Below are 12,696 nucleotides of genomic sequence, written 5' to 3'. Positions count from 1 at the left end.
TGATTTCGATTAGAAATCTACTACCTAATTGCCAATCTCTGGCGCACTTAAGGACAGCGCAGGCACTTTTTGCTCTGCCAAAGCAGGCACAGAGTCGCGCAGGCGCGCCGTGAGGTGTACAGTTGTCGCGTCATACACCTGAGTCAGCATCTTGGGATACAAACCAATCCCAATAATTGGCACCAACAAGCAGGCGATGATAAAGATTTCGCGGGGTTCGGCATCTATCAGGTTCTGGTGAGAAACTAATTCTTTGTTCTCTTCACCATAGAAAATCTCCCGCAGCATTGATAGCAAATAAATGGGAGTTAAAATGACTCCTATTGCCATTAAGAACACCACAATGACTTTGAAGGTTGGGTTATAGGCATCGCTGGTAGAAAAGCCAACGAACACCATCAACTCAGCAACAAAACCGCTCATTCCTGGCAAGGCTAAAGATGCCAAGGAACAAGTTGTCCACATGGCAAACATCTTGCCCATTTTCTTCCCAACACCGCCCATTTCATCCAGCATTAAGGTGTGGGTGCGGTCATAAGTTGCCCCTACCAAGAAGAACAAACTTGCCCCAATCAAACCGTGGGAAACCATTTGCAGCATTGCCCCATTCAAGCCTAAGTCGGTGAAGGAAGCAATACCAATTGCCACAAAGCCCATGTGAGAAATTGAGGAGTAGGCAATTTTTCGCTTCAGATTTCTCTGGGCAAAGGATGTGAGGGCGGCGTAGATGATATTCACAACCCCCAAAACCACCAAAACTGGGGCAAAATAAGCGTGAGCATCAGGAAGCATCTGGGCATTCATGCGAATCAGAGCATAACCGCCCATTTTCAGCAGAACACCTGCCAGCAACATATGCACGGGGGCTGTAGCTTCTCCGTGAGCATCTGGCAGCCAGGTATGCAACGGGAAAATGGGAAGTTTGACGGCGTAGGCAATCAAGAAGGCAGCGTACAGCCAAAGTTGGAGATTGAGGCTGAAGCCTTTGGCTGCAAGCGTTTGCATATCAAAAGTGATTGTATCACCATGAAACGCCATCGTCAAGCCAGCGAGCAAAATAAACAGCGAACCGCCTGCGGTGTACAAAATAAACTTGGTTGCTGCGTATTGCCGCTTTTTGCCTCCCCAAATCGAAAGCAGAATGTATATTGGCACCAGTTCCAGTTCCCACACCAGGAAAAACAACAGCATATCCTGGACGGCGAACACGGCGATCTGACCGCCATACATTGCCAGCATCAAAAAGTAAAACAGCCTCGGCTTGAGGGTCACGGGCCAAGCTGCTAACATCGCCAGCGTGGTAATGAATCCAGTCAAAATAATCAGGGGCATGGACAAGCCATCTGCCCCGACTGACCAATTCAAACCGATCTGTGGAAGCCAGCTATAACTCTCAAACAGTTGCAAATCTGGATTGGAGAAATCGTACCCTGTATAAAAAGCAGTGACAATCAGTGCAAAATCTAACAGCCCTATGGTCAGGGCATACCAGCGCACTGTTTTGCCATCTTTATCTGGAATGAAGGGAGTCAGCAGTGACGCCGCTATCGGAAACAGAATAATCGTCGTCAGCCAAGGGAAATTTGCTGTATTCATCACAAGTCGTTAGTCAGCAATATATAGTGTTCGGCTATCAACTACTAGCTATTTACTAGCAGTTTTTGCAGAGCTTGGTCTTCATTCTTAGGTTTATTTAATAAAAGTAAAGAAAGATGAAGGCAGGTAAATTCATTTACCTGCCTTCATACTCTGGCATAATTAGCCAGAAAACCACAAAAAACAACAGATTAACACCGATGTGTTTTTTCTATCTGAGTGCATCTGTACGCCAGTCGCCACAACGGGGGGAACCCCCGCAAGGCGCTGGCTCGTCCATCTGTGGTTCCATTTTTATCAAGTCACACCGAAAAAAATCACTAAGCCCAACACAGCCCCAAAGATAATCAAGGCATAGAATTGAGCGCGACCGTTTTCTAGGTATTTCAGACCTTCGCCACTGACAAGAGTGAAAAAGCCTGTGAGGTTAACAGCACCATCGACAACGCGGAAGTCAACTTCCATCACTTGTCTGGCTAAACGACGCAAGCCGAGGACAAAAACACGATGGTAAATGTCATCAAAGTACCACTTGTTCAGGGATAGCTCATAAAGCGGCTGGATTTTTTGAGCGATCGCCACCGGGTTAATCTTACCCCAGACATACATTAGGGAAGCTAGGGTAATGCCAATCAAGGAAATGCCCACTGAAGCGCCCGCCATAATGTAGAATTCATTCGGGTCGAATTCTGCGGCTTTTTCCACGACTTCGGCTAAGGTTTCGTTGGGTGAGAAGATAAACTCCTCAAAGTAGTTGGCAAAAGGTGTCCCTACCAAACCAATCAGCATCGAAGGAATTGCCAAAAGCGCTAACGGTAGAGTCATTGTCCAAGGCGACTCGTGAGGATATTCGCTATGACCGTGACCGTGGTCATCATGATGGTGTTCCTCGGTTGCTTCGAGTTCTCCTTTGGTCATCGCACCAGGACCAAAAGCAGGGGCAGTATCAAAACCTGCAACAACTCCCATTCCAGCTGGAGATTTGAGTTTTTGCCACATTCCACGTTGATTGCCCCGGAATTTTCCTTCAAAGGTGACGAAATACATCCGGAACATGTAGAAAGCGGTAATTCCGGCGGTTAGCCAGCCAACAGCCCAAAGAAATGGGTTCGCATTAAATGCCTTCCCGAGAATTTCATCTTTTGACCAGAAACCAGCAAAGGGCGGGATACCAGAAATTGCCACGCAACCAATGAAGAAGGTCGTTGCTGTCACTGGCATATACTTCCGCAGTCCACCCATCAACCGCATATCCTGCGCCAAGTTAGGGTCGTGACCGACGACTCCTTCCATGCCGTGAATCACAGAACCAGAACCAAGGAACAGCATCGCCTTAAAGTAGGCGTGGGTCATCAGGTGGAAAAGTCCGGCGCTGTATGCACCGACTCCCATTGCCATCACCATGTAACCGAGTTGGGAAATGGTGGAGTAAGCTAAGCCCTTTTTGATGTCGTTTTGAGTAATGGCAATTGTCGCGCCCAAAAATGCTGTAAATGCCCCAGTGAAGGCAATCACGTTCATTGCTGCTGGGACGTGTTCAAAGACTGGGTACATCCGGGCAATGAGGAAAACTCCCGCTGCCACCATCGTTGCCGCGTGGATCAGGGCAGAGATGGGCGTGGGACCTTCCATCGCGTCTGGTAGCCAGACGTGCAGGGGGAATTGGGCAGATTTGGCAACTGGACCGAGGAACACGAGAATTGCAAACAGCACGGCAAGTAAATTGCTGACAGCACCTGTTTGCACGAGTTCTGCTAGGCGGATGCCCATCACATCAAAATCAAAGCTTCCCGTTGCCCAAAAAAGTCCGAGAATGCCCAACAGCAATCCAAAGTCGCCTACACGGTTGGTCACAAATGCCTTTTGACAAGCATCTGCTGCTGCCTTGCGATCGTACCAAAAGCCGACCAGCAAGTACGAACACATCCCGACCAGCTCCCAGAAGATATAAATCTGTACTAGGTTGGGGCTGACCACCAGACCCAACATTGAGGAGCCGAATAAGCTGAGATAGGCGTAAAACCGGACATAGCCTGGGTCATGAGCCATGTAGCCATCGGTGTAAACCATGACTAAGAAGGCTACAGTTGTCACAATCACCAGCATTAGGGCTGTCAGGTGGTCAATAGTGTAGCCCATGCTCAGGTGAAAATTGCCTGCTGCTGCCCATTCCAAGGTATGGGTGTAAGGAGCGTGTCCTTGTATTTGACTCCACAGCAAGGCGATCGACAAACCCATTGCAGCTCCCATCAAGGAGATAATCAATGCCGAGTTTAGCTGCCGCAGGCTGTTTGTCACCTGATTCAACGAGATTAACCCTAGACCGACCAGCATTGCCCCAAGAAGAGGTAATACCGGAATCAGCCAGGCATACTGATAGATTACTTCCATCACTGACGCCTACTTTTAGAATTCTTGACTAATTTGTCGGAACTGTTAATAATTTTGACACACACCCTTTAGGATAAAATACCCCACCTGATGGTTATTCCGTGGGGTAATTAAGCTTGGTTTTATATTTGCTTATGAGTCAACACTCAATTGTCAAGAATCCAAAGTTTTTTGACTCTTGACTCTTCAGGCTGAACGACAGCCTAAATCCGCTGTTTTTGGGCTATGGTAAGTGTTAGGGCGGTTAGTATAGCTGAGTTTGATTTCTTCCAAAGCTAAGAGTAAATCTTCCCTTCCGCGAAAACCTTCCAAACGTACCCGGACTATACCATTTTCTATCAACACTAAAGTTGGCAGTGACTTGAGCCGATAAGTGGTAGCCAGTTTAAAATTGTCATCCGCGTTAACGCTAACTAATTTGATTTGGTCGCCGCATTGAGCTTTAAATTGTAACAATAAGGGCTGGATAATTCGACACAAGCCACACCAAGGTGCTCCAAAATTTACTAAAACTGGAATTGGAGATTCTAAAACTTCTTGAGAAAATGTCCGCTCACTAACCGACAACACCATGATGCCTCTAGAAATTATAAGTTTTTGATATCAAACTAGCTGTCAGCAGTAGGGAGTTATCTGCCAGAATTATGCTAAATTTCAGAGTTGATTGTGGCACTGACAAAAAAGCCAGCGCGACATTTTATGACAACCAACTTCTGTAGACTTTCTACTCCTGATAGCCGCTGCTGGAAAGGTTATTTTGATATAGCTGCCATTTACTGCTACGCAGAACTTCTCTATAAATGTCCATAACACCTATAGCGTCTACTTCCTGTGTCAACAAAGGATGCGTTTCCTTCTTTTCCACAGGCGTAACTTCGGAGCTAGCCACCCCTAAATATTTATTGAGACTTTTCTCAATGACTGGCTTAAGTTTGTTGGCTTGTTTTTCACCATTTTAACCAGCTTCAGTTGATTATAGAAAAGAAAAGGGCTACTTATCAAGTCTCTCCCTCATTTGGCAATTAAGGAGCAACTACCAAATATAAATTCTCAAAACAACTAAGCTGACCCCCACTGACAGATACTTCAATTCATCCTACATTGATTTGGTAGCAGTTGATGATATGAATTCGTCATCTCATTGTTCTTTCCTGTTACTGATAATTAGGAATGTGTCAAAATTACAACCTTACCTTAGTTGTTACCACCAGCAATAGGGGGTGTGACCACCAAAGCAATAACACAAAAACAGCGATCCCCAAATATGCTGGACGAAGAAATTCTTGCCATACGATAGATTGACGACCGTCGAACACAGCGGCAAAAGGCATGATAGAAGTGCGTTGTTTGACTTTTTCAAAGGCTTCTCCATAGCGGTAGCTCAAACGGCGATCGCCATGCCAAACCCCAAATAAATGGTGTAACACTAATCCTATTGAAGTGACAAGGGTAAAACTAGTACCCAACCAGAGAGTATGGGCAACACACCAGATGATCTGTCCCACCATCTGTGGATGGCGGGTAATCCGAATAATTCCAGATTCGTAGAGATGTACTTGGGGCTTTTGGATAGCGGCAATTTCTAGTAGATTGAAGGTAGAAGGATACAAAAACAAAAACGAAATAGCCGACAGCACCCAGACTAATTGCTGTACTCCCGGTACATTTTGGATGTACCAAAGTTGCAAACCATCGTAGCGGTGGTTAAAAAAGTAAATGATTAATATCACAGCCAACGGTAGGCTGGTTAGTGCAAAAAGAACGCGATAAAGCCTACATCCAATATGTTTTTCTGCCCAAGGGCGCAGGGCGGCACCTCCACTATGGACAAAGGCAAAACTAAATAGTAGTCCCAGCATGACAAAATGACTAAGGGTCAACCAAGCCGGCTGCATCATATACGCAAATGAAGTGAAGTATTTTAACGGAAACTTAATTTAGTACAACGAATACCACAAACTCTGTCAAAAAAATCTCTGGCAGGATATACTTCTTGGGGGCAGTATGTGCGTTAGAGGAACACCAGTTGATAACCTTGATCAGCACGAGAGAATAGTATCACCTGATGACAAAACTACCGTCTGATTTGAAGCAAGTTCTCACTGATCAGCTGAAGTTGATTGCGACTTCAGAAAAGGAAAATTTTTTACAGGAAATTACTCTTGCTGACCAAAGTTGTCTCAACTACACCTGGTGGGTAGGAATTGAGAACAGTAAACTGTCCTCAGATATTAGCTTACAAAAGCACCCATATCTCATCAAATCAGAAAAGGTGGTAACTCACAAAGCCTGTCGTTATCGCCACGAAAAAAAAACGCTACAGCACAAAGGCACTCCCTCTATCCAATGTAGACTAATGGCACGTTCTGGAAGAGGTAAAAAATTTACTACTGATATCAATAACCATATTACGAAACAAATTGTAACTTTCAAGCACCTCACCAACCTGGAGAAATTGACTTTATATTTGCGTATTTTACCTAATTATAGAAGTAAGGAAATATATAATAACAGGGGACAGATGACAGGGAAAAGGGGACAGTGCTGTCATCTGTTCGGTGTTCCTTATTACCTCAAGCGGCGAAAAGCAAATGTCTCTCAGTCCAAATGGTCGTATGCTGAATTAGATAACTTCATCCACTGTAAAGCTGTCATGAATAATTCTTCAGCCATAAGAGTGGATGCTGACTATTGCAGTCAGTTCCATCCTTGTTGTGGACATACAAATAAACACAACTGTCCAAACCAAGGATTAGCGATTCGCTGTAGTAGAAGTCGTGGGTTTGAGTTATGTGCAGATTTGGTTGGAGAACCAAATGTCACAATGAGAACGTTATTACTCCGGCACGACGGTTGTAATACGGGGCTTGTTGTAACAGCCTACTCCCCTAAAGTCTCCCTATTCCAGAGGAAAAACACCATTGTCTCCCCTTTGAGGGGAAACCGTAGAGGGGTGCATCGGATGCGTGAAATTAGAACTGAAAGGCTTTCAAGCTTTTTAAAACCAGGGTGGAGTTTAGACACAATTGCCCTAAAAATCCACTCATTAGGGCTGGAAAGTAAAAAAGAGGACTTTAGTCAACAATAATATGCTACTGTCTTTTTCGAGTAAAGCCTCCAAGTTTAAGATGCCATAAATCACGATCTGCCAGAAGGCTTATTACGCTGGTTTGTAGAAGACTGCCGCTCATGCTCAAAGTTTGTGGGTTTAGCCTTATGTCTGACCTTCCTTTCACTTTAGATCAGTTACGTATACTCAAAGCGATCGCCGCAGAAGGCAGCTTCAAGCGCGCCGCTGATAGCCTTTACGTCTCCCAACCTGCCGTTAGCTTGCAAGTGCAAAACCTAGAACGGCAACTAGATGTCCCATTATTTGACCGAGGAGGACGTCGCGCCCAATTAACCGAAGCCGGACATCTACTTCTAAGCTACGGGGAGAAAATTCTCACTTTGTGTCAAGAAACTTGTCGCGCTATTGAAGATTTGCAAAATCTCCAAGGCGGTACTTTGATTGTTGGCGCTTCTCAAACCACCGGTACCTATCTTTTACCCCGGATGATTGGGATGTTCCGACAAAAGTATCCAGATGTAGCAGTGCAATTGCACGTCCACTCTACCCGCAGAACCGCATGGAGTGTAGCTAACGGACAGGTCGATTTGGCAATCATCGGCGGCGAAATTCCTGCTGAATTAGTGGAATCTTTGGAAATTATTCCTTACGCCGAAGATGAACTGGCGCTGATTGTACCTGTAGCGCATCCCTTTGCCAAACTGGAAATGATTCAAAGAGAAGACCTATATAAACTACAATTCATATCTCTCGACTCTCAATCTACGATCCGCAAGGTCATTGACCAAGTGCTAGCACGCTGTGATATCGATACGCGGCGTTTTAGAATAGAAATGGAACTAAATTCCATAGAAGCCATTAAAAATGCCGTGCAATCTGGTTTGGGGGCTGCCTTTGTCTCGACTTCGGCAATTGCTAAAGAGTTACAAATGGGGATGCTTCACTGTTCCCCCATTGAGGGTGTCGTCGTCAAGCGGATGCTGAGGCTGATTTTTAATCCCAATCGCTACAGATCCAAGGCAGCAGAAGCGTTTAGTCGGGAAATTCTACCCCAGTTTGCTACACCTGGATGGAATATAGAGGTGTTAAAAACGTCGCACAAAGCCTTAGCGGTAAGTGCATTGGATGTAGGAACGCATAACTCTAATGAAGATTAAGATATAGTCATTTGTCCTTTGTCATTTGTCCTTTGTCATTTATCTAAGGATGAACGGCAAGGACTGATGACTCATGACTCTGGACTAATGACGAATCATGGAAGTTTATTGCACTCGTCCACACTGCCCTCGCCCGCAAAACCATTTTTCAGATTTAGATGATCATGCGACCATAAGAACGGTGCAGCAGAAATACTGCACTACCTGTGGAATGCCGCTGATTTTGGTGGGACGCTATTTACCAACAAGACTACTGGGACGGGGCGGATTTGGAGCAGCGTTTTTGGCACGCGATCGCCATACTCCAGGAATGCGGCTATGCGTGGTTAAGCAATTTCAACCAGCAGGCAATTTAAGTCCTACTCAACTGCAACTGGCGCAAGATTTATTTGAGCGAGAAGCAGTTGTTCTAGAGGAGATAGGACATCAACACGAGCAAATCCCTGACTTGTTTGCTTTCTTTGAGGTGACAGTTCCTAGCTTACAAGGTGGACAGCAAGAGCAGTTTTTTTATTTAGTACAAGAATATATTGACGGACAAGACCTAGAGCAAGAGTTAGCCCAAAAGGGCAAGTATTCAGAACAAGAAGTTTTGGAAATCTTGCGAGAAATTCTCAAGGTACTCAAGTTTGTCCACGAAAAAGGCATTATCCACAGAGATATTAAACCGTCTAACATCATGCGCCATCGTAATGGCAAACTTTACTTGCTAGATTTTGGTGCAGTCAAACTGGTCACAAACTCTCCAATTGGTGCCTCTGGCGCTTCCACTGGTATATATTCTATGGGTTTTGCGCCGCCCGAACAGATGTCTGGAGGTCAAGTCTTTCCATCTACAGACTTGTACGCTTTGGCTGTCACAAGCCTCATGTTATTAACGGGCGAAACACAGATAACTCAACTGTTCGATGCGTATAGTAACCAGTGGAAGTGGCGGGATCATGTGACTGTCAGCACACACCTTGCTGATATTTTAGACAAGATGCTCCTCAGCGCTGCCAATCAACGTTATCAGTCAGCGCAGGAAGTTTTAGATGCTCTCGACGCGCCTCAAAAGTCTACACCTCTTACACACATCAATCCCCGTCAGCCTTCTGTCACTCCACAACCACAGCCACAGCAAACACACACTCAACCGCAACAAAAGCAATCGATTTCTCGCACTCCGCTTGCACAGCAATTTTCCCTGGTAAAAGTATTAATTAGAGCAGCGTTTAGTGGGTTTGAAGGAGCATTGATTGCAATTGGTCTTTTCAGTTTGCTGAAATCGCCCATAATTACCTTGGCTGCTTCTTGTGTCATTTTATTCGGGTTGATTTTTGCCCAATGGAAGCGCTGGATTGGAGGATCTGATTTGTTCATTTTTCCGGCAATCACATTACCGATTGTCCTATTCTTGTTACGTGGAAGTCTTTCTATTGAACAAGTCGTTATCTTGTCTATTGCAGCTGCTTTAATAGCGATCGCAGTCACAGCAATCTTTCGTCTGATTTACAAATTGTTATCCTTGATACTTTAAAGAGAGTTTATAATTTAATTTGTTTACTAGAAGATATGGAATAAAACTGGAAGTTATCAAAGTTAATTATCTAGAGCGTAAGATGCATTTAAAGTAAGGCTTTATAGTTATTGCTAAATTATAATTCCTTCAATGAGGAACGAGAAATTATTCGTTAGAAATCTCTAAGTTTTGATTCAGAAGTTTTTTATTAAAAATAGGCAGTACGAATTAGTCTGAATTGGTGTCATCTTTATAAAAAAACGAGTTCACAATACAAAAGTTATAACCTAAAAAAATTATAGATACGCGAGATTTCTTTTAATTAAAAATAAAAAAAATATGATGTCACAAAAAAACGAAACTGCGGTTTTGGTTCTAACTTTGGTAATTACATTGGGATTAGTGGGTGCTTTCTATTGGTGGTTAAACCGTTCTGGTATTAATTTTGGTCCTTTAAGCAACAATCAATCACAACAAGTAGGACAGCCGAATATCGAACACTTTGCCCAACTACAAAATATCCCGTCTGGTTTATTTAGCTATGGTGGTAGCACCACTTGGGCACCCATCCGAAAAGAAGTTGATTCAGCTATTCAAACTGTTTTTCCTAAATTTCAACTACGCTACACCGACCCGACTTCAGGCGCACCTGGTTCTGGTAGTGGCATCAAAATGCTGTTAAATAACCAATTGGCTTTTTCTCAGTCATCGCGCTCAATTAAAGATGAGGAATACCAACAGGCACAACAACGGGGCTTTACACTCAAAGAAATACCTGTAGCGATAGATGGTATTGCGATCGCAGTGAACCCCAATCTTAACATAGCTGGTTTAACCATTGCCCAAGTCAAAGACATCTACACAGGTAAGATAACTAACTGGCAGCAGGCGGGCGGTCCCAATTTACCCATAATTCCTTACTCTCGGCGTGTAGAAGAGGGTGGCACCGTTGAATTTTTCAACGATAACATCTTAGGGGGTGAAAAGTTTGGGGTAAATGTACAATTTATTCCCACAACAACTGAAGCCTTGAGAGAAGTGGCAAAAAATACTGGCGGTATTTACTACGCCTCTGCTCCTGAAGTCGTTGGACAATGTACTGTTAAACCCCTGCCACTTGGAAAAATATCCGATAACCTGGTTCCACCCTATCAGGAGCCATTGGTTTCTGCTTCTCAGTGTTTACAAAAGCGTAACCAATTGAATGCCGTTGCTTTCCAAACTGGTGACTACCCCATCACGCGACGATTATTTGTCATTGTGAAACAAAATGGTCAAAGAGACCAGCAAGCAGGAGAAGCGTACGCTAGCTTACTGCTGACAAATCAAGGTCAGGAATTAGTTTCTCAAGCTGGATTTGTCAGAATTCGCTAAGTCAAACAATTTGTGCAAGACATCTTGGGTAGTCAAGCTTCCCTTGCTTGTTGTGGAGTTTATTTCCACGACCACCCAAGCGCTGCAAAAAAGTGGCTGGTAGTCCTACTAGCATCTACTACGCTTCTGCCCGGTGAGATTGTTCCTCAATGTTCAATCAAGTCTGTGCCCTTGGGGCAGATACAAGAGCAGTTCGTTGCTCCCTACCAAGAAACCATTGTCCTCCCGAATGTATATCTTGGTAAACGTAATAAATTGAACATTGAGGCTTTTTAATCCGGAAAGTACCCAGTTAAGTGCAATCTGTTTGTGGTGGTCAAACAGATTGGTCAAATCAAGCAGCAAGCAGGTGTCGCTTTCGCCAACTTACTGCAAAATCAGCAGGGACACCGAAGTGATTGCCCAAGTTGGGTTTGTCAAAATTCGCCCTCCACTGCATTCTGTGTTGCTTTAGCTGACTCTGTTAATAGACTCTGCTGGTAAGCAAATGAGATTATCGCCTTGAGTGAGAATTAAGCCGCGTTGACGTAATTTGCCCATCAAGCGGGTGACGGTGACACGGGTCGAACCGATCGCACTGCCAATTTGGGCATGGGTGAGGGGGAAGGGCAGGCAATAACCGCGAATTACGTCTGGATCGGTTTCGCTCATTGCCGGTTCTCCATATTCCTCAATCAACAATGTGAGGAATCCTAAGAGGCGGTCAATTGTGCGCCGTTGCCCCAAAGCACTCAGCCACAGCAGCTTGCGCTGGTGCTGATATCTAAAGGCATCCATAACTTCGCGGCGGAAGTGAGGCCAGTTATCTAAATCGTGCCAGTACATCCACAACACCGCTGTTTGGTCAACATGGGCGTAGGCCTGGAGCGTGAATGGTGACTGGGCAACAATTTCAAACGGTTGTCCTGCACCAACAAACCCTAAGAAAGCTTCTTCGGGCGTTCTGTTGATGCGTCGAGAGGTTAGCTGACTGGCAGTCGCACTAACTTGGGCGGTTCCCACCATGCGGATTGCACCTCTTTGCACCAAATACAGCAATCCAGGCCGGGCTGGAATGCGCTCATCTTTGCTAAAGGTGCGGCAGCGGTAGTGTTCCTGAGCCCAATCAAGAATTCGTTGCCAAGTCAAAAAAGGACGTGATGCCTCAGAAAAGGAGGATGGAGATTGCATAGGTAACAAAGAGCGTTCGGCTGAAGACAAAGACGTCAAAAAAAAAGGTGCAAGGAGTGTCTTCAAAGTTGGCACTTCAGGCATAAAACCTAACCGTGCCAGCCCTCCAAAAGGTAGAAAGCATAGCTCCTACTCTTTTGTTATACTTCTTACTGTACAATGATGGTAGTAAAATTTACCCCTAATTCATTAAATTTTGCACAATTCTAATTTTTCTCCCTGTAAATTAAACTTATATCGCAAGACAGATGACATGAAATCAAGATGTTCAGCAAAAGGTAGGTTGATCCGAGGATTATGTGCATCAAAAGTTACTGGTTAGTAAATACACAGCAATTAAGCAGTTAGTATACAGCAGATTGCTGACAATTATAAGTATTTATACTAGAGAGCAAGAGAGAGTATGCACAAGAAACATAAATATTCCTCTATCACAA

The 12,696-nt window shown here is 44.5% G+C and carries 10 protein-coding genes and 1 pseudogene; 5 read left to right on the top strand and 6 right to left on the bottom strand.

Annotation, left to right across the window (positions count from 1 at the left end; genetic code table 11):
- Positions 1 to 24 precede the first annotated feature (24 nt).
- From MAS10914_RS0106300 to MAS10914_RS0106285, 5 genes are all read right to left on the bottom strand, one after another.
- On the bottom strand, positions 25 to 1,596 hold the full coding sequence (locus tag MAS10914_RS0106300; protein WP_017315061.1) for an NAD(P)H-quinone oxidoreductase subunit 4: 1,572 nt from the start codon (positions 1,594 to 1,596) through the stop codon (positions 25 to 27).
- Positions 1,597 to 1,893: 297 nt separating this feature from the next.
- Positions 1,894 to 3,987 carry an NAD(P)H-quinone oxidoreductase subunit 5 gene (locus MAS10914_RS0106295; protein ID WP_017315060.1) on the bottom strand — a complete coding sequence of 698 codons (2,094 nt, stop codon included), beginning with the start codon at positions 3,985 to 3,987 and terminating at the stop codon, positions 1,894 to 1,896.
- 186 nt (positions 3,988 to 4,173) lie between these two features.
- A complete protein-coding gene (locus MAS10914_RS0106290; RefSeq protein WP_017315059.1) occupies positions 4,174 to 4,560 on the bottom strand; it encodes a thioredoxin family protein in 387 nt (128 codons plus the stop codon).
- 151 nt (positions 4,561 to 4,711) lie between these two features.
- Positions 4,712 to 4,876 (bottom strand): hypothetical protein, encoded by a 165-nt coding sequence (locus tag MAS10914_RS35360; protein WP_232224119.1) that lies wholly within the window; start codon positions 4,874 to 4,876, stop codon positions 4,712 to 4,714.
- Positions 4,877 to 5,168: 292 nt separating this feature from the next.
- Positions 5,169 to 5,885: an NnrU family protein gene (locus MAS10914_RS0106285; RefSeq protein ID WP_026082369.1), complete on the bottom strand. Its 717-nt coding sequence runs from the start codon at positions 5,883 to 5,885 to the stop codon at positions 5,169 to 5,171.
- Positions 5,886 to 6,052: 167 nt separating this feature from the next.
- Here MAS10914_RS0106285 and MAS10914_RS32015 point away from each other — a divergent pair, with 167 nt between their 5' ends.
- The 5 genes and pseudogenes from MAS10914_RS32015 to MAS10914_RS35355 all read left to right on the top strand — a co-directional run.
- Complete coding sequence (locus tag MAS10914_RS32015; protein ID WP_017315057.1) at positions 6,053 to 7,075, top strand: hypothetical protein; 1,023 nt, start codon at positions 6,053 to 6,055, stop codon at positions 7,073 to 7,075.
- A 128-nt stretch (positions 7,076 to 7,203) separates the two neighbouring features.
- On the top strand, positions 7,204 to 8,214 hold the full coding sequence (locus tag MAS10914_RS0106275; RefSeq protein ID WP_026082368.1) for a LysR family transcriptional regulator: 1,011 nt from the start codon (positions 7,204 to 7,206) through the stop codon (positions 8,212 to 8,214).
- Between the two features lie 97 nt (positions 8,215 to 8,311).
- Positions 8,312 to 9,733: a serine/threonine-protein kinase gene (locus MAS10914_RS0106270; protein ID WP_026082367.1), complete on the top strand. Its 1,422-nt coding sequence runs from the start codon at positions 8,312 to 8,314 to the stop codon at positions 9,731 to 9,733.
- Between the two features lie 324 nt (positions 9,734 to 10,057).
- The gene (locus MAS10914_RS0106265) at positions 10,058 to 11,089 is read left to right on the top strand and encodes a PstS family phosphate ABC transporter substrate-binding protein (protein WP_017315054.1); all 1,032 of its coding nucleotides are present in this window, start codon (positions 10,058 to 10,060) and stop codon (positions 11,087 to 11,089) included.
- A pseudogene (locus tag MAS10914_RS35355) lies at positions 11,090 to 11,543 on the top strand (phosphate ABC transporter substrate-binding protein); the annotation flags it as partial.
- Here MAS10914_RS35355 and MAS10914_RS0106250 read toward each other — a convergent pair.
- Positions 11,540 to 12,259 (bottom strand): Crp/Fnr family transcriptional regulator, encoded by a 720-nt coding sequence (locus tag MAS10914_RS0106250; RefSeq protein WP_198015027.1) that lies wholly within the window; start codon positions 12,257 to 12,259, stop codon positions 11,540 to 11,542. The pseudogene MAS10914_RS35355 and the gene MAS10914_RS0106250 sit on opposite strands and share 4 nt — an antisense overlap.
- Positions 12,260 to 12,696 lie beyond the last annotated feature (437 nt).

This window comes from Mastigocladopsis repens PCC 10914 (assembly GCF_000315565.1).
Lineage (GTDB): Bacteria > Cyanobacteriota > Cyanobacteriia > Cyanobacteriales > Nostocaceae > Mastigocladopsis > Mastigocladopsis repens.
The sequence above is the reverse complement of the archived record's forward strand: the minus strand, read 5'-3'. Positions and strand labels throughout refer to the sequence as shown.